At 69.9% G+C, this 23,546-nt stretch carries 25 protein-coding genes; 16 read left to right on the forward strand and 9 right to left on the reverse strand.

Going from position 1 to position 23,546, the window contains the following annotated elements:
* From recJ to EV671_RS11140, 6 genes are all read left to right on the forward strand, one after another.
* On the forward strand, window positions 1–1,713 hold the full coding sequence (recJ, locus tag EV671_RS11115; RefSeq protein WP_243655681.1) for a single-stranded-DNA-specific exonuclease RecJ: 1,713 nt from the start codon (window positions 1–3) through the stop codon (window positions 1,711–1,713).
* 123 nt (window positions 1,714–1,836) lie between these two features.
* Complete coding sequence (locus EV671_RS11120; protein ID WP_132571383.1) at window positions 1,837–3,657, forward strand: bifunctional diguanylate cyclase/phosphodiesterase; 1,821 nt, start codon at window positions 1,837–1,839, stop codon at window positions 3,655–3,657.
* A 17-nt stretch (window positions 3,658–3,674) separates the two neighbouring features.
* Window positions 3,675–5,591, forward strand: a complete 1,917-nt coding sequence (locus tag EV671_RS11125) for a methyl-accepting chemotaxis protein (protein WP_132571384.1) — start codon at window positions 3,675–3,677, stop codon at window positions 5,589–5,591.
* A gap of 102 nt (window positions 5,592–5,693) precedes the next feature.
* Complete coding sequence (locus EV671_RS11130; protein ID WP_132571385.1) at window positions 5,694–6,563, forward strand: 3',5'-nucleoside bisphosphate phosphatase; 870 nt, start codon at window positions 5,694–5,696, stop codon at window positions 6,561–6,563.
* A gap of 38 nt (window positions 6,564–6,601) precedes the next feature.
* Complete coding sequence (locus EV671_RS11135) at window positions 6,602–7,237, forward strand: L-threonylcarbamoyladenylate synthase (protein ID WP_132571386.1); 636 nt, start codon at window positions 6,602–6,604, stop codon at window positions 7,235–7,237.
* A 147-nt stretch (window positions 7,238–7,384) separates the two neighbouring features.
* Window positions 7,385–7,654, forward strand: a complete 270-nt coding sequence (locus tag EV671_RS11140; RefSeq protein WP_132571387.1) for a hypothetical protein — start codon at window positions 7,385–7,387, stop codon at window positions 7,652–7,654.
* Window positions 7,655–7,748: 94 nt separating this feature from the next.
* Here the strand turns inward: EV671_RS11140 and EV671_RS11145 are convergent, their stop codons facing one another.
* Both EV671_RS11145 and EV671_RS27750 read right to left on the reverse strand, forming a co-directional pair.
* Window positions 7,749–8,093 carry a glutaredoxin family protein gene (locus EV671_RS11145; protein WP_132571388.1) on the reverse strand — a complete coding sequence of 115 codons (345 nt, stop codon included), beginning with the start codon at window positions 8,091–8,093 and terminating at the stop codon, window positions 7,749–7,751.
* A 57-nt stretch (window positions 8,094–8,150) separates the two neighbouring features.
* Window positions 8,151–9,872 carry a methyl-accepting chemotaxis protein gene (locus EV671_RS27750; RefSeq protein WP_132571389.1) on the reverse strand — a complete coding sequence of 574 codons (1,722 nt, stop codon included), beginning with the start codon at window positions 9,870–9,872 and terminating at the stop codon, window positions 8,151–8,153.
* Between the two features lie 255 nt (window positions 9,873–10,127).
* Between EV671_RS27750 and EV671_RS27755 the strand changes: the two genes are divergently transcribed.
* The 4 genes from EV671_RS27755 to EV671_RS11170 all read left to right on the forward strand — a co-directional run bounded on the left by EV671_RS27755 (window position 10,128) and on the right by EV671_RS11170 (window position 14,631).
* The gene (locus tag EV671_RS27755) at window positions 10,128–11,690 is read left to right on the forward strand and encodes a methyl-accepting chemotaxis protein (RefSeq protein WP_132571390.1); all 1,563 of its coding nucleotides are present in this window, start codon (window positions 10,128–10,130) and stop codon (window positions 11,688–11,690) included.
* A 122-nt stretch (window positions 11,691–11,812) separates the two neighbouring features.
* On the forward strand, window positions 11,813–12,196 hold the full coding sequence (locus EV671_RS11160; protein WP_132571391.1) for a BlaI/MecI/CopY family transcriptional regulator: 384 nt from the start codon (window positions 11,813–11,815) through the stop codon (window positions 12,194–12,196).
* A complete protein-coding gene (locus tag EV671_RS11165; protein ID WP_132571392.1) occupies window positions 12,189–13,409 on the forward strand; it encodes a M56 family metallopeptidase in 1,221 nt (406 codons plus the stop codon). The genes EV671_RS11160 and EV671_RS11165 overlap by 8 nt, the downstream gene beginning before the upstream one ends.
* 7 nt (window positions 13,410–13,416) lie before the next feature.
* Entirely contained in the window at window positions 13,417–14,631 is a 1,215-nt protein-coding gene (locus EV671_RS11170) for a M56 family metallopeptidase (RefSeq protein ID WP_132571393.1), read from the forward strand.
* Between the two features lie 21 nt (window positions 14,632–14,652).
* On the opposite strand, the gene EV671_RS11175 is transcribed toward EV671_RS11170, so the two are convergent.
* The 4 genes from EV671_RS11175 to EV671_RS11190 form a co-directional block, all read right to left on the reverse strand.
* Complete coding sequence (locus tag EV671_RS11175; protein ID WP_132571394.1) at window positions 14,653–15,432, reverse strand: oxygen-binding di-iron domain-containing protein; 780 nt, start codon at window positions 15,430–15,432, stop codon at window positions 14,653–14,655.
* A 106-nt stretch (window positions 15,433–15,538) separates the two neighbouring features.
* Window positions 15,539–15,895 carry a RidA family protein gene (locus EV671_RS11180; protein ID WP_132571395.1) on the reverse strand — a complete coding sequence of 119 codons (357 nt, stop codon included), beginning with the start codon at window positions 15,893–15,895 and terminating at the stop codon, window positions 15,539–15,541.
* Window positions 15,892–16,575, reverse strand: a complete 684-nt coding sequence (plsY, locus tag EV671_RS11185) for a glycerol-3-phosphate 1-O-acyltransferase PlsY (protein ID WP_415840427.1) — start codon at window positions 16,573–16,575, stop codon at window positions 15,892–15,894. The genes EV671_RS11180 and plsY overlap by 4 nt, the downstream gene beginning before the upstream one ends.
* A complete protein-coding gene (locus EV671_RS11190; RefSeq protein WP_132571397.1) occupies window positions 16,572–17,066 on the reverse strand; it encodes an aminoacyl-tRNA deacylase in 495 nt (164 codons plus the stop codon). Before EV671_RS11190 ends, plsY begins: the two co-directional genes overlap by 4 nt.
* An 89-nt stretch (window positions 17,067–17,155) precedes the next feature.
* Between EV671_RS11190 and EV671_RS11195 the strand changes: the two genes are divergently transcribed.
* The 5 genes from EV671_RS11195 to EV671_RS11215 are packed head-to-tail and all read left to right on the forward strand — an operon-like array spanning window position 17,156 to window position 20,003.
* Entirely contained in the window at window positions 17,156–17,704 is a 549-nt protein-coding gene (locus EV671_RS11195) for a DUF2975 domain-containing protein (RefSeq protein WP_132571398.1), read from the forward strand.
* Entirely contained in the window at window positions 17,704–17,934 is a 231-nt protein-coding gene (locus EV671_RS11200; RefSeq protein ID WP_132571399.1) for a helix-turn-helix domain-containing protein, read from the forward strand. Before EV671_RS11195 ends, EV671_RS11200 begins: the two co-directional genes overlap by 1 nt.
* A 5-nt stretch (window positions 17,935–17,939) precedes the next feature.
* A complete protein-coding gene (locus EV671_RS11205) occupies window positions 17,940–18,671 on the forward strand; it encodes a hypothetical protein (protein ID WP_132571400.1) in 732 nt (243 codons plus the stop codon).
* Window positions 18,668–19,315, forward strand: a complete 648-nt coding sequence (locus EV671_RS11210) for a hypothetical protein (protein WP_132571401.1) — start codon at window positions 18,668–18,670, stop codon at window positions 19,313–19,315. Before EV671_RS11205 ends, EV671_RS11210 begins: the two co-directional genes overlap by 4 nt.
* A gap of 52 nt (window positions 19,316–19,367) precedes the next feature.
* Window positions 19,368–20,003, forward strand: a complete 636-nt coding sequence (locus tag EV671_RS11215) for a LysE family translocator (RefSeq protein WP_132571402.1) — start codon at window positions 19,368–19,370, stop codon at window positions 20,001–20,003.
* On the opposite strand, the gene EV671_RS11220 is transcribed toward EV671_RS11215, so the two are convergent.
* Both EV671_RS11220 and EV671_RS11225 read right to left on the reverse strand, forming a co-directional pair.
* A complete protein-coding gene (locus EV671_RS11220) occupies window positions 19,983–21,683 on the reverse strand; it encodes an acetate--CoA ligase (protein WP_132571403.1) in 1,701 nt (566 codons plus the stop codon). The genes EV671_RS11215 and EV671_RS11220 overlap by 21 nt on opposite strands.
* Before the next feature lie 87 nt (window positions 21,684–21,770).
* The gene (locus EV671_RS11225; protein ID WP_132571404.1) at window positions 21,771–22,298 is read right to left on the reverse strand and encodes a GNAT family N-acetyltransferase; all 528 of its coding nucleotides are present in this window, start codon (window positions 22,296–22,298) and stop codon (window positions 21,771–21,773) included.
* Between the two features lie 41 nt (window positions 22,299–22,339).
* On the opposite strand from EV671_RS11225, the gene EV671_RS11230 reads away from it, so the two are divergent.
* Entirely contained in the window at window positions 22,340–23,239 is a 900-nt protein-coding gene (locus EV671_RS11230) for an alpha/beta fold hydrolase (RefSeq protein ID WP_132571405.1), read from the forward strand.
* Here EV671_RS11230 and EV671_RS11235 read toward each other — a convergent pair.
* The gene (locus EV671_RS11235; RefSeq protein ID WP_132571406.1) at window positions 23,217–23,492 is read right to left on the reverse strand and encodes a DUF4212 domain-containing protein; all 276 of its coding nucleotides are present in this window, start codon (window positions 23,490–23,492) and stop codon (window positions 23,217–23,219) included. The two genes, EV671_RS11230 and EV671_RS11235, sit on opposite strands and share 23 nt — an antisense overlap.
* Window positions 23,493–23,546: the final 54 nt, after the last annotated feature.

The following is a 23,546-nucleotide window of genomic DNA, read 5'->3' on the forward strand; positions in this document are numbered from 1 at the left end:
TTGATCGAACGCGAAGTGAACCCGCGCACCGCCTGGGCGCTGGAGGAGGCCGGTGTCGCGCCATTGCTGGCCCGCCTGCTCGCCGCACGCGGCGTGCGTGAGGCGACGGAGCTGGACGAGAACCTGGCCCAGCTGCTGCCGCCCGCGGGCCTGAAGGGCTTGAACGAGGCTGCGACGCTGCTGGCCGATGCGATCCAGAACGGCGAGCGCCTCGTCATCGTCGCCGACTACGACTGCGACGGCGCCACCGCCTGCGCCGTCATGCTGCGCGGCCTGAGGCAGCTCGGCGCGCGGCCAGACCAGCTCGGCTATGTCGTGCCCGACCGCGCCGTGCACGGCTACGGCCTGACCCCCACCATCGTCGACCTCGCGCTGGAGCAGCGGCCGGCCCTGCTCGTCACCGTGGACAACGGCATCGCCAGCCTGGCCGGCGTCGCCCACGCACGCGAGCGCGGCCTCAAGGTGCTGGTGACCGACCACCACCTGCCGGCCGTCGTCGACGGCGCGACCGTCGTCCCCGAGGCCGACGCCATCGTCAACCCCAACCAGCCCGGCTGCACGTTCGCGAGCAAGTCGCTGGCCGGCGTCGGCGTGGCCTTCTATGTGCTGCTGGGCCTGCGCGCCGAACTGCGCTCCCGCAATGCGCTGCCCTCGCCCGAGCCGCGCCTGGACGGCCTGCTCGACCTCGTGGCCCTGGGCACCGTCGCGGACGTCGTCAAGCTCGACGCCAACAACCGCCGCCTCGTGGCCCAGGGCCTCAGGCGCATGCGCGCCGGCCGCGCCCAGCCCGGCGTGATGGCGCTGTTCAGCGCCGCCAAGCGCGATGCGAGCAAGGCCCAGGGCTTCGACCTCGGCTTCGCGCTCGGGCCCCGCATCAACGCGGCCGGCCGCCTGGCCGACATGACGCTGGGCATCGAGACGCTGACCACCGACGACGCCGAGCGCGCGCTGGACCTCGCCACCCAGCTCGACACCATCAACCGCGAGCGCCGCGAGATCGAGAGCGGCATGCGCGAGATGGCCGAGGCGCGGCTGGACGCGCTGGTCGAGGCCCTCGAGGGCGCGCTGCCGCCGGCCGTGGCGCTGTTCGACGCCGACTTCCACGAGGGCGTCGTCGGCATCGTCGCGTCGCGCATCAAGGACCGCGTGCACCGCCCGACCTTCGTGTTCGCGCGCGGCACCGACGGCCATCTCAAGGGCTCGGGCCGCTCCATCCCGGGCTTTCATCTGCGCGACGCTCTGGACCTGGTCGCCAAGCGCGAGCCCGACCTGCTCGCCAAGTTCGGCGGCCATGCGATGGCGGCCGGCGCGACGCTGGCCGTCGACGACATCGATCGCTTCGCACTGGCGTTCGCGCGCGTCGCCGAGGAGTGGCTGAACGAGCAGGACCTGACCCGCACGCTGCGCCACGACGGCGCCCTGCCCGCCGACGCCGCCACGCCCGAAACCGCGCGGCTGCTGGACACCCAGGTCTGGGGCCAGGGCTTCGAGCCGCCGGTGTTCTGCGACCGCTTCGAGCTGATCTCGCAGCGCCTGGTCGGCGAGAAGCACCTGAAGCTGCGCCTGCGCCAGGGCGGCCGCCTCATCGACGCGATCTGGTTCAACCACATCGACATGCTGCCCGAGCGCGTGACGCTGGCCTACCGGCTCAGCCTTGACGAATGGCAGGGGCAGCAGCGCGTTCAATACCTCATCGAAGCTGCGCAGACGTGAAGGATTTGGCAGCCCCTCACGGCCTGCCCTACCAAGTCACCGGACTGTCACAGGGGCTTCCAAGAATCCGACTCGCCAGCAGGTCCGGTTTTCTCGGGCCCGCGCGCCGACCCGGAGCCCCCCATGCGCGTGAACGCGCCAGACCCTCTTGCAGACGCTCTCGATCGCCTGATCGACCAGCGCAGCTTTGACCTTCACTTCCAACCCCTGGTCGCGATCGACCGGGCCGAGATCTTCGGCTTCGAGGCGCTGACCCGCGGCCCGGCCGACGGGCCGCTGCATTCCCCCCTCGTGCTGTTCGAGGCCGCCGCCCGCCTGGGCCGCCTCATCGAGCTGGAGCACCTCATCGTCAGGCGCGCCGCCCAGCGCTTCAAGGCGCTGGGCCTGCCGGGCCAGCTGTTCCTGAACGTGACCGCCGACACCCTGCTCGGCGCGCGCGAGCATGCGGGCCAGCTGGCCGCCGAGCTGGCCGAACTGGGCCTGCCGACATCGCGCGTCGTCATCGAGCTGACCGAGACCCGCCCCATCGAGGACGTGGCCCAGCTCGACGACGCGCTGCAGGCCCTGCGCGGGCGCGGCTTTCGCGTCGCGCTGGACGACCTCGGCGAGGGCTTCGCCTCGCTGCGCCGCTGGATGGAGATGCGGCCCGACTTCGTCAAGATCGACCGCCACTTCATCGACGGCATCGCCCAGGAACCGCTGAAGCAGCAGTTCGTGCGCAGCATCGTCGAGATGGCGGCCACCAGCGGCTGCGAGGTCGTCGCCGAAGGCCTGGAGCAGGAGCCCGACCTCGACGTGCTGCGCCGCCTGGGCTTGACCATCTGTCAGGGCTATCTGTTCGCCCGCCCGAGCGCCAACCCGCGCGCGTCGCTGGGCGCGCAGTGGAGCGGGCGGCTGGCCGCCGACGCCCAGCCGCGCCTGCTGCAGAACGACCTCGCGCTGCCGCTGGCCCACGGCGCGATCACGACCGCCGCCCAGCTCGCCCGTCGCGGCCTGACGTTGACCGCCAAGACCAGCTGCCGCAGCGTCGTCGACCTCTTCCACGGCGACGACCAGCTGCTCGCCATTCCCGTGCTCGACGAGCAGCGCCGGCCCATCGGCGTGCTGCGCTCGCTGCATGTGCTCAAGCGCAGCACCGAGCGCTACTTCATGGACATCTTCGACAAGCGCAGCTGCGTCGAACTGATGGACGCCCAGCCGCTGGTGTTCGACGTCGCCACGCCGCTGCGCGCGATGAGCGATGCGCTGGCCAACCTCGACGAGCGCCTGCTCATCGACGGCTTCATCGTCACGCTGGACGGCGCCTATTTCGGCTCGGGCCGCAGCTCCGACCTGCTCAAGGCCGTGTCCGACCTGCAGGTGCATGCCGCGCGCTATGCCAACCCGCTGACCCTGCTGCCCGGCAACGTGCCCATCGACAACCACCTGGACCGCCTCATCGAGGCCGGCGAGACCTTCGCCGCCGTGGTCTGGGACATCGACCACTTCAAGCCCTTCAACGACGTCTACGGCTACCGCATCGGCGACGACATCATCCGCCTCGCGGCCCGCGTACTGACCCAGGCCGTCGACCCGCAGCTGGACTTCGTCGGCCACATCGGCGGCGACGACTTCGTCATGGTGCTCTGCAGCACCGACTGGGAGGCCCGGCTCACTCGGGTCTGCGAGGCCTTCGATGCCGGCGTGCGCAGCTTCTTCTCGGCCGAGCACCTGGCCGCGGGCGGCTATGTCACGCTGAACCGCCAGAACCAGCCCAGCTTCCACCCGCTGCCCACCATCTCGGCCGGCGCCGTGCTGCACCTGCCGGGCAGCTTCGAGAGCGCCCGCGCGCTGAGCGCCGCGCTGGCCGAGCCCAAGCGCGTGGCCAAGGGCCGCGCCGGCGGCAGCCGCTTCTTCGTCGACCGCCGCCAGCCGCAGCAACGCGCGCTGCTCGCGGCCGCCTGAACCCTCTCTTCCGCCCCATGAGCTTCCTGAAGTTTTCCGAGCACTGGAGCCTGCGCACGCGGCTCACCCTCGTCACGCTGCTGGCGCTGCTGCTGGGCATCGTGCCGAGCGCCGTGCTGCTGCGCGGCTATGCCGCCGAGCAGGCCGTTGCCGCCCGCCAGCACCAGGCCCTGCCCGCCAACCGCGCCTGGCTGACCCTGCTGGCGCGGCTGCAGGACCAGCGCGGCCTGGCCGCCGAGGCCCTGTCCACCAAGCCCGACGCCAAGCCCGCGGCCCTGGCCGCAGCGGACGCCGTGAAGGCCGCGCTGAAGGCCATCGACGCGGCACTGGGCGACGGCATCGCGCCCGAGCTGGCCGCCGCGCAGCGCGAGCGGGTGGCCGCGCTTCGCAGCCACTGCAGCGAGCTGGCCACGGCGTTCTCGGAGGGGCGGCTGAACCCACCCAAGCTGATGGCGGCCCAGCTCGGACTGGCGCAGGAGAGCTTCGATGCGCTGGCCGAACTGAATGCCGGCGCCGGCCTGCTGCTGGACGCCGAAGCGGCCTCACATTTTTCCATCGAGGCCGGCCTGCAATCGGCGCCGCGCGTGCAGGACGCGCTGTCCGAGCTGGCCGCGCTGGCCCGCTCGGCGGCGGTGGACGACCTGGCCACGATGTCCGCCGCGCAGACGCGCTACCACGAGCATTCGATGCAGATGCAGCTGCGCCTGCAGCTGGCGATGCAGTACGGCGACACCGAGCTGAACCAGCGCCTCGCGCCGCTGCTGCGCGATGCCAAGGCCCAGCGCCAGCTCGTGGACGACACCCTGGCCGCCGCGGCCATGGACGTGAACTACCCGCTGGACCAGCTGGCCGCCAAGCTGATCGAGGCCGGCAAGCTGCAGGCCCAGCTCAGCGCCCAGGTCATGGACACGCTGGACGGCGAGCTGGCAGCGCGCGCCGAACGCGCGGCCCACCGCCGCGACGCGCTGATGCTGCTGCTGCCGGCCGCGCTGGCGTTGATGCTCTTCATCATGGTGCGCTCCATCCGCCAGCTGCTGACCCCGGTGCGGCAGATGGTGGAAGTCACCGAGCGCATCGCCGCGGGCGACCTGTCGCAGGACGTGCCCCAGGGCCGGCGCGACGAGCTGGGCCGCGTGCTCACGGCGCTGCAGCACATGCAGCTGCGCCTGCGCGGCCTCGTCGAGCGCATCCACGACGACGCCGGCGGCATCCGCCTCGCCGCCCAGGAGATCGCCACCGGCAACCAGGACCTGGCCCGGCGCACCGAGGCCGCCGCCGCCCGGCTGCAGCAGACGGCCGCCAACGTGCAGCTGCTGACCGAGGCCGTGCGCCACAGCAGCGAGGCGGCGCGGGACGCCGAGACGCTGGCCGGCTCGGCCGCCGAGGTCGCCGCCCAGGGCGGGCGCGTGATGGACCAGGTGGTGGACAGCATGCGCGGCATGGCCGACGCCAGCCACCGCATCGCCGACATCACCGGTCTCATCGACGGCATCGCCTTCCAGACCAACATCCTCGCGCTGAACGCGGCCGTCGAGGCCGCGCGGGCCGGCGACGCGGGCCGGGGCTTCGCGGTCGTGGCCGCCGAGGTGCGCGCGCTGGCCCAGCGCAGCGCCACCGCGGCGCGCGAGATCAAGACGCTGATCAACCAGTCCGTCGAACGGGTGGAGGCCGGCACCGGCCATGCGGCGCAGGCCGGCGGCGCGGTGGAAGCCATCCTCGGCAAGGTGCACGAAATGAGTGCGCTGATCCACCAGATGGCCGAACAGACCCGCGCCGAGGCCCAGCAGACTCTGGATGTGGGCGACGCGGTGCGCGCCATCGACGCGATGACGCAGCAGAACGCGGCCCTCGTCGAGGAGGCCGCCGCCTCGGCCGACAGCCTGCGCGGCCAGGCCCAGGGCATGGACGAGACGGTCAACGCTTTCAGACTTTGAGACGTAGGCCCCTCGCCCCGAGGCCAGCTTGGGGCTGCCCGGCGCTCGGCCCGCAATGCCGCCATCCGCATCGAGGCTTTCGTCGCCTGCGAGAATCGAAGCGTGAACCTTGATGCCACGCTCAACGCCGACCTGCACTGCCACTCGGTCGTCTCCGACGGCACGCTGACGCCCGAGGCCCTGGTCGAGCGGGCCAAGGCCGGCGGCGTGCAACTGTGGTCGCTGACCGACCACGACGAGATCGGCGGCCAGCAGCGCGCCATCGACGCGGCGCGCGCGGCCGGCCTGGCCTACCTGACCGGCACCGAGATCTCGGTCAGCTTCGCCGGCCGCGTCGTGCACATCGTCGGCCTGGGCTTCGACCACGAGTCGCCCGAGATGATCGAGGGCCTGCGCGCCACGCGTGGCGGCCGCGAGCCGCGCGCCCGCGAGATGGCGGCCAGCCTGGCCCGGGTCGGCATCCACGGCGCCTTCGAGGGCGCGCTGCAATACGTCGGCAACCCCGACCTGATCTCGCGCACGCATTTCGCGCGCTTCCTCGTCGAGGCCGGCCATTGCACCGACGTGCCCGACGTGTTCCGCCGCTACCTCACCGATGGCAAGCCCGGCTTCGTGCCGCACAAGTGGGCGGCGCTGAAAGATGCGGTGGGCTGGATCACCCGCGCCGGCGGCATCGCCGTCATCGCCCACCCGGGCCGCTACGACTTCACGCCGACCGAGGAGTACGCGCTGATCACCGAGTTCATCGGCCACGGCGGGCGTGGCATCGAGGTCGTCACCGGCAGCCACACGGCGGCCGAGTTCGTGCAGTACGCCGACACGGCCCTCGAGTTCGGCCTGTTGGCCTCGCGCGGCAGCGACTTCCACTGCCCCGAGGAAAGCCGCATCGACCTGGGCGCACTGCCGCCACTGGCCGGCCGCCTGACGCCGGTCTGGGCCGCGTTGGAAGACCGCATCCACCACCGCGCCTGAACACGGATCGGCAGCGCGGCGCACGGTAGGATGCCCGCGTGGCCCAGCTCTTCGAAGTTCACCCCGACAACCCGCAGCCGCGCTTCCTGCGCCAGGCCGCGCAGATGCTGCAGGCCGGCGGCCTGGGCGCGATCCCGACGGATTCCAGCTACGCCTTCGTCTGCCGCCTGGACGACAAGGCCGCCGCCGAGGCGCTGCGCCGGGTGCGCGGCGTGGACGAGAAGCACCACTTGACGCTGCTGTGCCGCGACCTGTCCGAACTGGCCAACTACGCGATGGTGGACAACCGCCAGTACCGGCTGCTCAAGCTGGCCACGCCCGGCCCCTACACCTTCATCCTGCCGGCCACCAAGGAAGTGCCGCGCCGCCTGTCCCACCCCAGCCGGCGCACCATCGGCCTGCGCGTGCCCGACCACCGCGTCACGCAGGACCTGCTCGCCTTGTTCGGCGAGCCGCTGCTGTCGACGACGCTGATCCCGCCCGGCGACAGCGAGCCGATGAACGACGCCGCCCAGGTCTGCGACCGCCTGGACCGCCAGCTGCAGTTCGTGCTGGATGCCGGCGCCTGCCCGGCCCAGCCGACCACGGTGCTGGACCTGAGCCAGGGCGACGAGCCCGTGCTGGTGCGCCAGGGCCGTGGCGAGCTGGCGCGGCTGGGCCTGCAGCTCGACTGAACCCGCAGTTCATCCAGCGCTTTTGCAATTCATCCAGCGCGGCTCGCGCTTGATCGCAGCCGCCTGGAAGCCCCTGGGCTCATTGCCGAAACTGACTCCATCGAACCAGCAATCACGCGGTTCGAAACCCACCGAACGGAGTCCATCATGAGCCTGCAGACCTCCTTCTTCGCCGCCGTCGTCCTGGCCCTGTCCACCGCCGCCCAGGCCGCCCCGCAAGCCACCGTCAAGCTGGAACGCGTCGTCGTCACCGGCAAGGCCACCCGGGAGGTCGCGCAACTGCCGCGCGTCGTCGTGACCGGCTATGCCCAACGCGAAGTGGCCCAGCTGCCGCGCGTCGTGGTCGTCGGCTACAGCGAAGCGACGCTGGCCCGCCAGGTCCTGGCCGCCGCCAAGACCGCCGCCAAGAACATCTGAACGAGGCCTCGCTTCATGCCGAAGACGATGCCTTCCACCACCACCGAGCCGAGTCGGCAGCGCTGCAGAGCCAGCGTTGCCGACTCGGCTCGACCTATTGCAGGATCTCGACCAGCCGAGCGCGGTCGAAGCCGATGACCCGCTGACCACGCACGACCAGCGTGGGCGTCCCCAGGGCGCCCTGGGCCCGGTAGTCCGCCACGCACTGCGGATCGCGCTCGATGAAGCACTCGCTGAAGGGCAGGCCCTGTTGCGTCATCCAGCGCCGCGCCGCCAGGCAGTAGGGACAGGTTTCCGAAGAGAGCATGCGGATGTCGCCCGGCCTGACCTTCTGGGCCAGCAGCTTGCCGTCCTGGGTCGAGACATGGCCACGCCAGGCCCAGGAGGCCGCGGCCGCCAGCGCGACGACGACAAGCAAGGAGCGGGGCGGCAGGGACATTCCGCAGATGCTAATCCACCGCGTCGGGTTTGATTTGCAGCCTTCCAGCTCAGCAGACTAGAACGCAGTCCACTCTGCCTGGTCCGTCGAAGCGACGGCCATGTCGGTGAAGGCCGGGGGGGCAGCCTGCCGGGTTGCCCTGGCCGCGGGCTCGCCCCCTCCCAACCGGGTCCCGAGCACAACGGGCGCGGGCGGCTTGGCCGGCGCCCGACGCTGCGACTGACCAGTGGGCTCATCGAGCTTGAACGTGGCCACCTTCTCGGCGAGTTGCCTGGCCTGGACGCTCAGGCTTTCGGCCGCAGCGGCACTCTCTTCGACGAGCGCGGCGTTCTGCTGCGTGACCTGGTCAAGCTGATTGACAGCCTCGCCAATCTGGACGATCCCCTTGCTCTGCTCGCTGCTGGCCGTGCTGATCTCGCCGATCAGGTCGGCGACCTGCCTGACCTGGTTGACCACATCGTCAATCGTGCGACCGGCTTCGCTGACCAGTGCATTGCCGGCCTCGACGCGCTCGACACTGCTGCCGATCAAGGTTTTGATCTCGCGCGCAGCCTCGGCGCTGCGCTGTGCCAGGGAGCGCACCTCGCCGGCCACGACCGCGAAGCCGCGCCCCTGTTCGCCCGCGCGTGCGGCTTCCACCGCGGCGTTCAAGGCCAGGATATTGGTCTGGAAGGCAATGCCGTCGATGGTGCCGATGATGTCGGCGATCTTCTTCGAGCTCGTCGTGATCTGGCTCATGGTTTCTATGACCTGACTCATGACCTGGCCGCCGTTTCCGGCGACACAAGCTGTGTTCTCGGCCAGCTGAGCGGCCTGCCGGGCGGTATCCGTGTTGTGGTTGACCGTCGCGCTGAGTTCTTCCATCGAAGCTGCCGTCTGCTGCAGATTGCTGGCTTGCTCCTCGGTGCGCTGGCTCAGGTCGGCATTGCCCTGGGCGATCTGGCCGCTGGCCGTGGCGACACTCTCCGCATTGCCGCGCATCGTGCCGACGATGCCGACGAGGGCATCGTTCATGCGCTGCAGCGCAGCCAGCAGTTGGCCGGCCTCGTCCTTGCGCGTCGCCGTCAGCCGCAGCCGAAGGTCGCCCGAGGCCACGGTCTCAGCGGCCGCCACGGCCTCGCGGATGGGCGTCACGACGGAGCGCGTGATCAGCAGGGCCATGGCCGCGCCGATGGCAGCCGCGGCCCCTGCGGCAATCAGGACAGTCGCTGAAGCGAAGTTCACCGATGCGTCGGTGGCCCGGGCCGACTCGCGCATGAGCTCTTTCTGGAAATCTACGAGTGCATCCAGCCTCGCGAAATAGTCCCGTTGACGCGTTCTGACCTCACCCAACAACGCGTCACGCGCGACGTCCCGCTGCTGCTGTTGCACGAGCTCCAGCACTCGTTGCATCGACGTGGTGTAGGCAGTCCTCGCCTCCAGGGCCGTGGCCATCAGCTTCGCCCCATCGCCGTCGCCGATGGTTTGGCGCAGCTTCTCGTACAGCTCGGCCGTGCCCTTGCGGTTGGCCGCGATGACCCCCATCTCCCGCTCGATCATGCTCCCGTCGCTCAACAGCATGATGTTGCGCACCGCCCTCGCCGTGAGGTTGGCGTTGTTCTTGATTTCGGTCAGCTGTTCGACCTTGACGATTCGGTCATTGACCATCACCGCCAACTGGTCATCGATCCGTCTGAGCTGTAAGCGCGCGTAGGCGGCCATCAGCACACAGAAGCCGATGGAAATCGCAAATGCAAGGCCGAGTCGCTGACCAATACGCAGGTCGGTTAGGAAACCCATTTCTATCTCCCTTGTCGCTGGATAGAGAAACACGTCTGCCGCTCGAACTCGCAATCATGATCCCAAGCGGCGCGACTGTGGTGACAGGGCGTCGATGTTTTTATTCCCACCCCGTGGCGTCGTTAGATCAGATCCCCGTCATCGTCGGCAGCTCCTGGCCGCCAACCCCCATTCGAAACACCAGACCGGGTCGACACCCAGGGGCCCTTGGGGCAGACTGAGGCTCAGGCACAGAGATGCCAGGAAGGAGACTTCATGGAAGCCTTGAAGCAGGTGCGCATCGGCAGGCGTCTCACGTTTGCGTTCGCCGCCGTGCTGGCCTTGATGCTGGTCGTGTCCGTCGTCGGCGTACGCGGCATCTACAGCGTCGCTGCCGGGCTGGAGACGGTCTACAAGGACCGCACCGTGCCGTTGGCCCAGCTTGGCGAACTGAACAACCTGTCCACGCGCAACCGCCTCATCATCGTGGAGATGCTGCGCGCACCAGGTTTCGACGAGATCAAGCGCCGCAGCGACGAACTCAACGCCAATCTCAAGCGCGCCCAGGAGTTGGAGGGTCAGTACATGGCCACTCAGCTGTCCGCCGATGAGAAAACGCTCGCCGAACGCTACGCAGCGACACGCAAGGCCTACGCGGAACAGGGCCTGCGGCCGATCAGCGCAGCGCTGTCCACCGGCGGGATGTCGGAGGCGATGCAAATCTATGAAGAAAAGACGCTGCCGTTGTCAACCCAGACACGGGAGCTGTCTGACCAGCTGGTCAAGCTGCAGGTGGATGTGGCCGCCGCCGAGTATGGGCGCGGCCAGGCGACGCGGGCCTCGGCTCTCATGCTGTGTGTCGTGCTGACGGCAGCAGCGCTGATCCTGGGCCTGGGAATGGCCATGATGATCACGCGCTCGATCACTGCGCCCGTGCAGCAGGCCGTGGGCTTCGCCCAGGCCGTTGCCAGCGGCGACCTGACCGCCGACATTCGTGCCCAGGGCAGAGACGAAATCGCCGAGCTGCTCGGCGCATTGGCGAGCATGCGTGACGGCCTGGTGCAGATCGTGCGCCAGGTTCGCAGTGGTGCCGACTCCATCCTGCACGGCGCCGGCGAGATCGCAAGCGGCAATGCCGACCTGTCGCGGCGCACCGAGGAGCAGGCCGCCAATCTCGAGCAGACGGCGGCATCGATGGAAGAAATGAATGCGACCGTGCGCCAGAACGCGGACACGGCGCGTGCGGCGACCCAGCTCGCCGATTCGGCCAGCAGTGTGGCCACGCGAGGCGGCGAGGTCATGCAAGATGTCGTCGCGACGATGGGCAACATCTCGGCAAGCTCGAAGAAGATTGCCGACATCATTGGCACCATCGACGGCATTGCCTTCCAGACCAATATCCTCGCGCTGAACGCCGCCGTGGAAGCCGCACGCGCGGGCGAACAGGGGCGCGGCTTCGCGGTCGTGGCCGGCGAGGTGCGCTCCCTGGCACAGCGCAGCGCCGAGGCCGCACACGAGATCAAGGCGCTGATTGGCCAGAGCGTGAACAACGTCGACACCGGCTCGGTGCTCGTCGGCGAGGCCGGCAAGACCATGACGGAGATCGTGTCCCAGGTCAGGCACGTGACCGACCTGATCACCGAAATCGGTTCAGCGACACAGGAGCAGACCACCGGCATCGGTCAGGTCAGCCGGGCGGTCTCGCAACTCGACCGGGCCACGCAGCAGAACGCTGCCCTTGTCGAAGAAGCCGCAGCCGCCGCGGACAGCCTGCGCGGCCAGGCCCAGCGCATGCAAGAGGCCGTCAGCGTCTTCAGGCTCGACGGCATCGATCACTAGCCCAGCACATCGGTGGAATCGGCGGCGCGCAGGGGGGCGGCGCGGCAGGGCGAAGCTGTGAGGGGGGCTTGACGGCTGTGATTACACGCGTAATCATTCACCATCGTTTACATGCGTAATCAATGAACAAGCTTGCACCGCCCCCCATCAGCGAGGCCGAGGCCCAGGTCATGCAGCAGCTCTGGGAACGTTCACCGCAGGCGGCCGACGAGATCGCCGCGGCCCTCGGTCCGCAGCAAGGATGGCAACTCGCCACCGTGAAGACACTGCTGAACCGCCTGCTGAAGAAGGGCGCGGTGACTGCCGAGCGCGACGGCCGGCGCTTTCTCTACGCCCCCGCCGTGCCGAGGGACGCCTGGGTGGCCGACACCGGCCTGTCGCTGATCGACCGGCTGTTCGGTGGCCGGCTCGCGCCGCTGGTGGCGCAGTTCGCGTCGGAGCGCAAACTCAGCAAGGACGACTTGGCCGCGCTGAAGGCTCTGCTGAAGGAGCAAGGCCATGAGTGAGGCCGTGTTCGGCGCGCTGCTGCACCAGGCAATGCTGCTGAGCGTGGGCATCGCCTTGCTGTGGGCCATTCACCGGTCGACGCAGCGGCGGCTGGGCGCGGGAGCCACCTACGCGGCCTGGCTGCTGCTTCCGGCGCTGCTGCTGGCTCCTGCGCTGCCCCGGCCAGCGCAGGAGCCGTTGCGGGTCGTGCTGCAAGCTGCCGGCAGGTTGGCGATGCCGGCGCTTCCCACGCTGCCGGCGCCCGCCACATCCACGTCAGGTCTCTGGCTGGCGCTCTGGCTGGCCGGCACGGGCTTCTTCGTCGGGCTGCAGACGCAACGGCAATGGCGGCTGGATCGCCTGGGCGTGCGCCTGCCCGCCGGCAGCAGTCCCGCCCTTGTCGGCCTGCTGCGGCCTCACGTGGCGCTGCCGGCAGACTTCGAGCAGCGCTTCTCGCCAGCGGAGCGCGAGCTCATCCTCGCGCATGAACAGGTGCACCGCGCGCGCCTGGACAACCTCTGGAACCTGCTCGCCTGCGCGCTGACGGCGCTGCACTGGTGGAACCCGCTGGCCTGGTGGGCCGCCCGCCGAATGCGGGCCGACCAGGAGCTGGCCTGCGACGCCGCCGTGCTGGCGGCCCGGCCGCAGGCGCGAACCGACTACACCCGCGCCTTGCTCGCGGCCCACGACCTCACGCCCCATGCCGCGCCGCTGGCCAGTTGCTGGGGCACGGCCCATCCGCTCGTCGAAAGGATTGCGATGCTGAACCGCCCCCTGCCCCTGAACCGCCGCCGTGCGCTGGCCGTGGCCACCGCCGTCAGCCTGACCACTGCGCTGGCCTATGCGGCAGAAAGCCCGCCCGCCGTCGACGGGGGCTATGTGCAGCTGCACGTACAGCTGGAGAACAACCTGGGCAGCACCCGGTCGAGAGTCGCAACCGATGTGGCGATTCCGATCGGCAAGCTGACGAAGCTGGAGCTGCCCGACGCGAAGAGCGAGCCGATCTGGATCAGCCTGCTCACGAGCAAGACGCCGCGAGACGACGTGAAGTTCCACGCCGAGATCACGCGCGGCGAGCCTGCCGTGCAATGGGGCAGCACCATCCTCAATCCGGCCTGGGGCACCATCACACGCATCGAGATGAGCCGCTCCGGCTCGGAAGAAAAGGTGGTGCTGGAGCTGACGCCGACACGCGTGCCCGCCGACTTCCAGCCGCCGAAGAACACCTTCTGAGCTCACCATGACCAACACGCTGCTCGCCGCCCTGCAGCACCAGGCCCTACTGCTGAGCCTGGGCGTCCTGCTCCTGCTGGCCGCACGTCCGCTGCTGTTGAAGCGGTTCGGCGCGCGGGCGGCCTACGTGACCTGGCTGCTGTTGCCGGCGCTGCTGGCGACGCCACTGCTGCCCAGTCTCGCCCCAAGACCGCTGCCAGTGCTCATGGCGGTCGCGGGACTGGCCCGCACGGCCGCCGCGCCGTTGCTGCCTGCGCCGGACGCCGATCCGGCCTGGCCTCGCCTGCTGCTCGCCGCCTGGCTGGGCGGCGCCGCACTGGTGCTGGCGCTGCAGGCCGCCCGCCAATGGCGCCTCGCCCGACACGGCACAGAACTGCCAGCCGGCACCAGCCCGGCCCTCGTGGGCCTGTGGCGGCCGCGCGTGGCGCTGCCAGTCGACTTCGAGGTCCGCTTCACGCCGGACGAGCGCCGCCTCATCCTGGCCCACGAAGACGTCCACCGCGCCCGTGGCGACAACGCCTGGAACCTGCTCGCCTGCCTGCTGACCACACTGCATTGGTGGAACCCGCTGGCCTGGATGGCCGCGCGGCGCATGCAGGCCGACCAGGAACTGGCCTGCGATGCCGTCGTGCTGGGCCAGCGGCCCGACGCCCTCGCCACCTACACCCGTGCGCTGCTCGCGGCGCACGACCTCACGCCGCACGGTGCGCCGCTGGCGAGCCGCTGGGGCAGCACCCACCCCCTCGTCGAAAGGATTGCGATGTTGAACCGCCCCCACCCGCTGCCGCGCCGCCGCGCCGCCGCGCTCTGCCTGGCGCTCCTGGGCATCGTCGCCACGGCCTATGCGGCCCAGGCCCAGCCCGAAGCGCAAGCGCAGATCAACACGGCGCGCAAGGTCGAGATCCGGCTAGATATGGCGTCCGGCGAATCCAAGGCGTCACCGCGGCTCATCACGGCGCTCGGCACGCACTCGACCATCGAATGGGGCGAGCAACCCGGCGACACCTGGCGGCTGGACTTCATCGTCACGCAGGACGAGGACGGCAAACTGCAGGTGGTGACGGAATCCAGCCGCCGCGGCACGGTGCTGGGCCGCCACACCGGGCATATCGCCTCAGGCGAGATCTTTCACCATCAGCTAGGCAGCCCGGACGACGGCCCACCTCTGCAGATGACGCGCGTCGTCACGCTGCTGCCCGTGGATTTCAAGCTGCCGCAGTGACGGCCATGTGCCACGCGGGGCTCAAGCCGGCACGCGATAGTTCTCGACGCCGAAGAGGTCGATGCCGCAGTCCAACTGCTCGACCCAGTCGATGAACTCGCCCACCGCCGCGCCGACGATGGGCGCGCCGTGCTGGGGCACGATCATCGCGATGTCGAGCGGCCGCACCATGGCCGCCCACAGGCGCAGCACCTTGTTGCTGACCATGTAGCGGCGATGGAAGCCCTCCATGCGCGGGATGTGGCCGGCCAGCGACGACACCTGATGCGTCGGGTCCAAGCCAGTGCCCAGCGAGGCGCCCAGATCGCCCGAGAACAGGATGCGGCTGACCGGGTCGTAGAACTGGAAATTGCCCTCGGCATGCAGGAAGTGCGCAGGCAGCGCCCACAGCTCGAAGCGGCTCTCGCCCGTGCCCAGGCGCAGGCGCTCGCCGGCATCGGGCAGGCCGACGATGCGGCCGGTGGTCTTGCCCGGCTTGCAGAAGTGGGGCGCGAAACGCTCCCAGACGCGCGAGATGTAGACCGGCGCCTCGGTAGCCGTCATCCAGCGGTCCAACGAGGCAATGATGTCGGGGTCGGCGTGCGAGGCCAGGATGGCCGCGAGCTTGTGCGGCGGAAAGAAGGCCGACATGCCCACATAGAGCTCGTTGTAGGCGAGGTTCCCACCCGGGTCGAGGATGGCGCCGGTGTCGCCATTGACCAGCAGGAACTGGTTGGACTGCACGGCGTCGCCACCCTCGTGGCCGAGGTTGGCGAACATCACGCAGACATGCCGCCCCCGGCGGAACAATTCGATGGACATCGGGCGGCTCCCATTTTTGGACTGAAAAAGGAGCCTAACGACACGGCGCGGCGGCAGCCTTGCTCGTGATCAAAGGGCGCGCAGAAACTGCGCGCCGGGCGGACCGTCAAACCGCCGCGGTAACGACGATCTCCACCTTCCACTCGGGCCGCGCCAGGCCGGCGATGACGGTGGCGCGCGGCGGCGTGTGGCCGGCGGACACCCAGGCTTCCCAGGCAGTGTTCATGCCGGCGAAGTCGGCACGGTCGGCCAGGAAGATCTGGGCGCGCAGGATGCGGCCCTTGTTCGTGCCGGCGCGCTCCAGCAGCTTGTCGATGGCGGCCAGCACCTGGGCCGTCTGCCCGGTGATGTCGGCGTTGGTGTCTTCGGGCACCTGGCCGGCCAGATAGGCCACGCCGTTGTGCACGGCCATTTCGGACATGCGGGCACCGACGTCGAAGCGTTCGATCTCTTGCTTGCTCATGATTTCTTCCTGGCCTTGGCGGCGTGGGTGGGTTTGGATGCGGGATGTGCGGTGGGGCCGGCCTTCTGGCCGAGCTTGCTCTCGGTGCCGGCAAGCAGTTTCCTGATGTTGGCCTGATGGCGCCACACCAGCAGCAGACCCATGATGATGAGGGCCAACGCGGTCGGTCCGGCTTCCCAAATAAGCAACTGATAGATCGGCGCGAAGGCGGCCGACACGATGGCCGCGAGCGAGGAGTAACGGCTGAACCAGGCAATGATGAGCCAGGTCGCCAGCGTCGCAACCCCCAGGATGGGATTGAGCCCGAAGATGACACCGGCCGCCGTGGCCACACCCTTGCCGCCCTGGAAGCGGAAGAACACCGGCCACAGGTGGCCGAGGAAGGCGCCGAGGCCGACCAGCGCCGCCGTACCCTCGCCGAGGCCGAAACGCGGCCCCCAGATCGCGACGGCCAGCACCGGCAGATAGCCCTTCAGCGCGTCGAAGACCAGGGTCAGGACGGCCGCAGCCTTGTTGCCCGAGCGCAGCACATTGGTGGCGCCCGGGTTGCCCGAGCCATAGGAGCGCGGATCAGACAGGCCCATCGCGCGGCTGACGATGACGGCGAAGGACAGCGAGCCGATCAGATAGCCGCCGAGGGCGGCGAGCAGGGGGAAGAGGGTCTCTTGCATGCCCGTCATTCTCCGATAGCGCAATGCACCGGCCTCGCGCCGAGCAGCTCGGTGAGAACCCGCGGCTCGATGCCGACGAGGTAGCCCCGCCGGCCTCCGTTGATGCAGATCTTCGGCAGTTCGAGGATGCCGGCCTCGACGAACACCGGCATGGCCTTGCGCACGCCGAAGGGCGAGGTGCCGCCGACTTGGTAGCCGCTGTGGCGCTGGGCCACCTCGGGCTTGCAAGGCTCGACCTTCTTGCACGGGATCTGCCGCGCCAGTTCCTTCAGGCTGACCGTGCGGTCGCCATGCATCAGCACGATCAGCGGCTGCTGGGCTTCGTCCTGCATCACCAGCGTCTTCACGACGGCGTGCTCGTCCACGCCCAGCTGCCTGGACGACTCCGCCGTGCCGCCGTGCTCGACGTAGTCGTAGACATGCTCGCTGTAGGCGACGCCGGCGCGCTTGAGCGCCTGCGTGGCGGGGGTTTCGCTGACGTGGCTGGTCTTCTTGCTCATCCCCTTATTTTCGGGGAGGTGAATGATTCCGTCTTGCAACAAGCAATTATTGTTTTACAGTAAGTTTTTCTTGTTTCACGAAGGCCCCCATGCCCGACTCCTTCTCCGCCGACGGTCTGCGCCGCATCCGCCGCCTGGCCTGGGTCGTGAGGACGCTCTGCCTGCTCGGCGTGGTGGTCATCGGCACCCTGCCCTTCATCTTCTGGGCCGAGCCCGACTGGGTGGCCGAGGTGGCGTCCAAGCTGTGGGCGGTCGACACGCTGCAGCTCGACCTGGGCTCGCGGCTCTGGGGCCTGGCGGCCTCGCTGCTGCCGGCCTCGGTGAGCCTGTTCGCGCTGTGGCAGATGTGGTCGCTGTTCGGCTGCTTTGCGCAGGGTGAGCTGCTGACGCAGCGGCCGGCCCAGCATCTGCGCCGCCTGGGCCTGGGCCTGTGCGCGCTGGCCGCCGCCCAGCCGCTGGGCCAGACCCTGGTCGTCCTCGCGCTGACCTGGGGCAACCCCAAGGGCGAGCGCCAGCTGTGGTTCGGCCTGTCGGGCGACCACTACCTCGCACTGCTGTTCGGCCTGCTGCTGCTTGCCCTTGCACAAGTCCTGCACGAAGCCGCGCGCGTCGCCGACGAAAACGCAGAGTTCGTGTAATGCCGGTGATCGTCACCCTCGACGTCATGCTCGCGCGCCGCAAGATGCGTTCGCGCGAGCTGGCCGAGCGTGTCGGCATCACCGAGGCCAATCTGTCGCTGCTCAAGAGCGGCAAGGTGCGCGGCGTGCGCTTCGACACGCTGTCACGCATCTGTGAAGTACTGCAATGCCAGCCGGGCGACCTGCTCGCCTGGGAGCCGGGCCCCGAACCTCCCGACAACTCCGACTGACACCGATGAAAGCCCTGCCCGCCTGCCTTGCCCTGCTGTTGGCCGTGGCCGCCCACGCCGAGCCCGAGGTGCTGCCCACCGTCACAACCGAGATGAAGCGCGATGGCAGCGTGCTGCCCTATCGCAGCATCAACGAGCTGCTGACCAAGCTGCGCCAGCACGGCGAGGGCCTGTTCCGCATGGACTTCAACGTCGACACCGAGAAGACCAAGCCGGCGCTGGCCGACATCCGCATGGCCGTGCGCAGCGACGACGCCGACTATCCGCTCAAGATCGACACCGAGGGCCGCTTCGACCTGCCGGTGCTGCCCGAGGCCGAGGCCAAAACGGCCGACCTCGCCACCAATGTGGCCAAGGGTCAGATGGCCGTGCGCGGCACGCTCGAGCTGACGGTGGCACCCGAGCAGCTCGACATGGCCAAGGTGCGCCAGATCATGCGCGTGGCGCGCACGCTGCGCGAGGAGCTGCTGCCCTGGTACTTGCGCTGGCTGTTCCCGCGCATCGAAGCGGTGCGCGTCTGCAGTGCCACGCCGGGCTGGGAGCTGGAGTGGCGCGAGAACGGGCAGCTGCTCGGCCTGCCGCTGCCGCAGGCGGCCGGCGAGCGCGACCCCGACGCGAAAAAGGGCGAAAAGGGCCGCCCCTGCACGCTGCTGACCGGCCAGGAGAGCTGGCCCGATGCGGCACGGCTGCTGCCGCCGGCGGGCAGCAAGCTCTCCGTCAAGCTGCAGGGTTCGTGAACCCGCGCTGGCTCGCGCGCGGCCTCGTCGCGGCCCTGCACCTGGCCCTGCTGGCCGGGCTGTGGCTGTACCGGCCCGCCGGCCTGGGCGGCCACGACGAGCGGCGGCTGACGACGGTACGCCTCATCCGGCCCACGCCGCCCCGCCCGCAGGCGCCACTGCCACGCACCACGGCCACGCCGCGCGTGGAGCCGGCCCGGCCCCAGCTGATCCCGCCGCCGGCCGTCGCTACGGATGCCCAGCCGCAGAATGCCGCCCCTGTGCCGATAGCCGCCCCCACCGAGGCCAGGCCGGCCGAGCCCGCGCGCTCGACGCTGCGCCTGACGCTGCCGCCCGGCTATGCCGCCTCGTCCGCCGCCGCCCGCAACCCGGCGCTGAGCGACCCGCGCAGCAACACGCCGCGGCCGACGCTGGAGGACCGCATCGCCGAGGCCACCGGCGGCACCGGCGACTGGGTCGAGGAGAGCACCAGCGACAACCGCGCCCAGGCCGTCGGCGCCCAGGGCGACCACCGCTCCGTGTTCCGACGTGGCAACACCTGCGTCGAGGTGTTCCGCTCCCGCATCACCGACATGGACAGCTTCAACGGCAATGTCGCCCCGCGCGGCGTCAGCATGCTGGGCAAGCCCTACAAGTGCAGATGAGCCGGCGCGCCTCCTTAAACTTGCCAGCGCCCTAGCCCGACACGGAGTCCCCATGCCCTTCTCGACCTGGCTGCTGTTCTGCGGCGTCGCGCTGCTCGTCACCTTCTCGCCCGGGCCGGGTGTGCTGCTGGCCATCTCGAACTCGGTCGCCGTCGGCGCGCGGCAGACGGCGTTCAGTTCGCTCGGCAACGCGGCGGGCCTGTTCATCGTGTCTGCGGCGGCCACGGCCGGCATGGGTGCACTGCTGGCCCTGTCGGCCTCGGCCTTCCTGGCCGTGAAGCTGGTGGGCGCGCTCTACCTCGTCTATCTCGGCATCAGGCAGTGGCGCAGCGCACCGCTGCGGCTGGACGCGCGGGCCGCGTCGGCGGTGCAGCCGCACACGCCCGGTCGCCTCTTCCTGCAGGGCCTGGGCGTGGCCGTAACCAACCCCAAGGCCATCCTGTTCTTCACGGCGCTGTTCCCGCAGTTCCTGACGCCGGGCTCGTCGCTGCTGCTGCAGACGGTGCTGCTGACGCTCACCTTCACGGCGCTAGCGCTGGCCTCACACGCTTTTTACGTCGGCCTGTTCCGCACGCTGAGCCGCTTCCTGACCGAGGCGCGGCATCTGCGCCTGTTCAACCGCATCTCGGGCGGCCTCTTCGTGCTGCTGGGCCTGAGCCTGTTGAGGCTACGCAACCGCGCGGCCTGAGGCCGCCCGCTGCTCCTCCTGAAGACGCAGCACGCGGCGCTGCACCTTGCCGGTGGTCGTCATCGGCAGCGCCTCGATGAACTCGATCTCCTTGGGGTACTCGTAGGGCGCCAGGCGCGCCTTCACATGGGCCTGCAGCGCCTCGACCAGGGCCGCATCGCCCGCCTGCCCCTCGGCCAGCACGACATAGGCCTTCACGAGCGCGCCGCGCTCGGCGTCGGGCTTGGGCACGACGGCCGCGTTGGCGACGGCCGGGTGCTTGAGCAGGCAGTTCTCGATCTCGCCGGGGCCGATGCGGTAGCCGGCACTCTTGAAGACGTCGTCGGCCCGGCCCTCGTACCAGAGCGTGCCATCGGCGTCCTGGCGGGCCAGGTCGCCGGTGCGGCACCAGCTGTCGCCCGGCGTGCCACTGAACTTGGCCTGCGTCGCGGCCTCGTTGTTCCAGTAGCCGAGGAAGAAGACCGGGTCAGGCACGCCGTGGCGGTCGCGCGCATGCACGGCCACCTCGCCGATCTCGCCCTGCGCGCACTCGCGGCCCGCGTCGTCGATGACGGCCACGCGATGGCCCGGATAGGCCCGGCCCATGCTGCCCGGCCTGGCCGGCCACAGCGCCTGGCAGTTGCCGACGACGTAGTTCATCTCGGTCTGGCCGAACATCTCGTTGACCGGCACGCCTAGAGCGTCGCGGCACCAGGCGAACACGGCATCGCCCACCGCCTCGCCCGCGCTCATCAGCGCGCGCAGCTTCAGCGCGTGACGCTTGGGCCGAGGCTCGGCCTTCATCATGGCCTTGAGCGCGGTCGGGAACAGGAAGCTGTGCGTGACGCCATAGGTCGACATCAGCTCGAAGGCCTTGGCCGCCGAAAAGCGCCCCTGCCAGGCCACGATGGGACGGCCGAAATAGAGCGTGGGCAGCAATGCGTCCATCAGGCCGCCGGTCCAGGCCCAGTCGGCCGGGCTCCAGAAGACGGCATCGCTGGGCCGGGTCGCGTCGAAGGGGTCGAAGCCGAACCAGTCCTGGCTGGCGATGAAGCCGCTCAGGTTGCCCACCAGCGCGCGCTGCGGGATCAGCGCCCCCTTCGGCGCCCCGGTGGTGCCGCTGGTGTAGATCAGGATGGCCGGGTCGCTGTGCTTGGTAGCCACGGGCTTGAAGCGCGCCTCCTCGGCCTGCAAGGCCTCCATCCACGGCAGTTCGTCGCCCTGCACCGGGCTGTCGCCGACGACGAGGACGCGACGCAGCGCCGGGCAGCGGGCTTTCACCTCGCGCAGCGCCGCCAGCGCCTCGCAGGCCGCAATGGCCAGCACGGTGCCGCTGTCCTGCAGCCGGTACTCCAGCGCCTCGGCGCCGAACAGCATGGACAGCGGCATCGCCACCGCGCCGATCTGCTGGATGGCGATATGGGCCACGGCCGTCTCGAAGCGCTGCGGCAGCACGATGGCGACGCGGTGGCCGCGGCGCACACCCTGATTCAGCAGCGCATTGGACAGGCGGTTGGCGGCGCGCTGCAGCTGGGCGAAGCTGTACTGGGCGCGGCAGCCGCTCTCGCTGTCGAAGTAGATGGCCGTGGCCTTGGGCGTGTCGCGCGCCCAGCGCCCGCAGCAGGCCTCGGCGATATTGAAGTCCTCGGGCACCTGCCAGCGGAAGGCGGCATGCAGCTGCGCGTAATGGTCTTCCGCCATGAAGGGCCCCGGGGTTTGAACTAGGGGTCGATGCTAGCCAGCGTGGCTGCCGCGGGCCTCATGGATTGCCCGGGGCCGGGCTTCAGCCTAGAGGCCGAGCCAGGCCGACGGCGACCACATGCTGGGCCGGTCGCCATCGGCATAGCGCTCCAGCGCGTCGCCCGTCAGCCGGCAGATGCGCCAGTCGGGCATGACCTCGGCGCCGAGCTTCTCGTAGAAGCGGATGGCGTCCTCGTTCCAGTGCAGCACGGTCCAGTCGAAGCGGCCGTAGCCGCGCTCACAGGCCAGCTGGGCCAGCTGGATGAGCAGGGCCTTGCCCAGCCCGCTGCGGCGGTGGGCCGGCCGGACATAAAGGTCTTCCAGGTAAAGCCCGGGCTTGGCCAGGAAGGTGGAGAAGTTGGTGTAGTACAGCGCGAAGCCGACGACCTCGCCATGCACCTCGCCCACAAGGCATTCCGCCACCGGGTCGTCGCCGAACAGATGCGGCGCCAGCTTGGTCGGCGTGACCTCCAGCAGATGGGTCAGGTGCTCGAACTCGGCCAGTTCGCCGATGAGTTGGACGATGGCGTTCAGGTCGCGCGGCTCGGCGGCGCGGATGTCGTGGCGAGGAGGCATGCCCTCATTGTCAGCGGACTGCCCTGCCCTAAAGTGCGGATATGCCCGATGTCTACACCCCACGCCGCGCGCACCGCAGCGAGTTCCCGAGCCTTCGCGGCCTGCGTCACCACCTGCTGCGCTGGGGCGAAGCCAGCCCCGGCCGCCCGCCCCTCGTCATGGTCCACGGCTGGATGGACGTCGGTGCCTCCTTCCAGTTCGTCGTCGACGCGCTGGCGGGCGAGCGCGAGATCGTCGCGCTGGACTGGCGCGGCTTCGGCCTCAGCGAGACGACCGGCGCCGGCTGCTACTGGTTCCCCGACTACCTGGCCGACCTGGACGCCCTGCTCGACCAGCTCAGCCCCGACGCGCCGGTGGATCTGATCGGCCACAGCATGGGCGGCAACGTCGTGATGAGCTATGCCGGCGTCAGACCGCAGCGCATCCGCCGCCTGGTGAACCTGGAGGGCTTCGGCCTGCCCGACATGGCGCCGGCCGCCGCGCCCGAGCGGCTCTTGAAGTGGCTGGACGAGCTCAAGGAACCGCCCACGCTGCGCCCCTATGCGACGCTGGCCGACGTGGCCGAGCGGCTGATGAAGAACAACCCGCGCCTGGCCCGGGACAAGGCGGCCTGGCTGGCCGGGCACTGGGCCCGCGAGACCGCCGCGGGCTTCGTGCTGAACGCCGACCCGGCCCACAAGCTGGCCAACCCGGTGCTCTACCGCAAGGCCGAGGTGCTGGCCTGCTGGCAGCGCATCGCCGCGCCCACGCTGTGGGTGGAGGGCAGCGACGACCAGCTCACGCGCTTCTGGGGCAAGCGCTACCCGCGCGAGGATTTCGAGGCCCGGCTCGCGCTGGTGCCCGAGCTGCAGCGCTGCGTGCTGCAGGACGCCGGCCACATGCTGCACCACGACCAGCCCGAGGCGCTGGCCGCGCGGATCAGCGAGTTTCTGGCGGCCTAGCGTCGGCGGCCTGGCTGGCGGCGGCCGCGTCGAGCCGGCGCATGCGCCAGGCATAGACGATGACGATGGCGCAGAAGGCCAGCAGCGCGCCCTGCGAGGCCAGCCAGAAGGCCAGCGGCCAGCCGAAGACCTCGATGCTGAGCTCACGCGCGAAGTAGACCGGCGCGAACGCGACCAGCATCCAGGCCAGCAGCAGCCCCACCGTCAGGCGGCGCGTGCGGCGCCAATAGTCGTTGCGGGGCGGGCTTGTCATGGGCCGCATTCTGCCCATGAGAAAATCCGCCTTTTGCCAAGAACGACGGCGCCC

It is taken from the genome of Roseateles saccharophilus (genome assembly GCF_004342485.1).
In the GTDB taxonomy this organism is placed as follows: Bacteria; Pseudomonadota; Gammaproteobacteria; order Burkholderiales; family Burkholderiaceae_C; genus Pelomonas; species Pelomonas saccharophila.

Excerpts from the sequence above, each read along its gene's own strand:
- EV671_RS11120 (WP_132571383.1), top strand. The coding sequence starts at position 1,837 with ATGCGCGTGAACGCGCCAGACCCTCTTGCAGACGCTCTCGATCGCCTG.
- EV671_RS11125 (WP_132571384.1), top strand. The coding sequence starts at position 3,675 with ATGAGCTTCCTGAAGTTTTCCGAGCACTGGAGCCTGCGCACGCGGCTC.
- EV671_RS11140 (WP_132571387.1), top strand. The coding sequence starts at position 7,385 with ATGAGCCTGCAGACCTCCTTCTTCGCCGCCGTCGTCCTGGCCCTGTCC.
- EV671_RS11145 (WP_132571388.1), bottom strand. The coding sequence starts at position 8,093 with ATGTCCCTGCCGCCCCGCTCCTTGCTTGTCGTCGTCGCGCTGGCGGCC.
- EV671_RS27750 (WP_132571389.1), bottom strand. The coding sequence starts at position 9,872 with ATGGGTTTCCTAACCGACCTGCGTATTGGTCAGCGACTCGGCCTTGCA.
- EV671_RS27755 (WP_132571390.1), top strand. The coding sequence starts at position 10,128 with ATGGAAGCCTTGAAGCAGGTGCGCATCGGCAGGCGTCTCACGTTTGCG.
- EV671_RS11160 (WP_132571391.1), top strand. The coding sequence starts at position 11,813 with ATGAACAAGCTTGCACCGCCCCCCATCAGCGAGGCCGAGGCCCAGGTC.
- EV671_RS11165 (WP_132571392.1), top strand. The coding sequence starts at position 12,189 with ATGAGTGAGGCCGTGTTCGGCGCGCTGCTGCACCAGGCAATGCTGCTG.
- EV671_RS11170 (WP_132571393.1), top strand. The coding sequence starts at position 13,417 with ATGACCAACACGCTGCTCGCCGCCCTGCAGCACCAGGCCCTACTGCTG.
- EV671_RS11175 (WP_132571394.1), bottom strand. The coding sequence starts at position 15,432 with ATGTCCATCGAATTGTTCCGCCGGGGGCGGCATGTCTGCGTGATGTTC.
- EV671_RS11180 (WP_132571395.1), bottom strand. The coding sequence starts at position 15,895 with ATGAGCAAGCAAGAGATCGAACGCTTCGACGTCGGTGCCCGCATGTCC.
- plsY (WP_415840427.1), bottom strand. The coding sequence starts at position 16,575 with ATGACGGGCATGCAAGAGACCCTCTTCCCCCTGCTCGCCGCCCTCGGC.
- EV671_RS11190 (WP_132571397.1), bottom strand. The coding sequence starts at position 17,066 with ATGAGCAAGAAGACCAGCCACGTCAGCGAAACCCCCGCCACGCAGGCG.
- EV671_RS11195 (WP_132571398.1), top strand. The coding sequence starts at position 17,156 with ATGCCCGACTCCTTCTCCGCCGACGGTCTGCGCCGCATCCGCCGCCTG.
- EV671_RS11200 (WP_132571399.1), top strand. The coding sequence starts at position 17,704 with ATGCCGGTGATCGTCACCCTCGACGTCATGCTCGCGCGCCGCAAGATG.
- EV671_RS11205 (WP_132571400.1), top strand. The coding sequence starts at position 17,940 with ATGAAAGCCCTGCCCGCCTGCCTTGCCCTGCTGTTGGCCGTGGCCGCC.
- EV671_RS11215 (WP_132571402.1), top strand. The coding sequence starts at position 19,368 with ATGCCCTTCTCGACCTGGCTGCTGTTCTGCGGCGTCGCGCTGCTCGTC.
- EV671_RS11220 (WP_132571403.1), bottom strand. The coding sequence starts at position 21,683 with ATGGCGGAAGACCATTACGCGCAGCTGCATGCCGCCTTCCGCTGGCAG.
- EV671_RS11225 (WP_132571404.1), bottom strand. The coding sequence starts at position 22,298 with ATGCCTCCTCGCCACGACATCCGCGCCGCCGAGCCGCGCGACCTGAAC.
- EV671_RS11230 (WP_132571405.1), top strand. The coding sequence starts at position 22,340 with ATGCCCGATGTCTACACCCCACGCCGCGCGCACCGCAGCGAGTTCCCG.
- EV671_RS11235 (WP_132571406.1), bottom strand. The coding sequence starts at position 23,492 with ATGACAAGCCCGCCCCGCAACGACTATTGGCGCCGCACGCGCCGCCTG.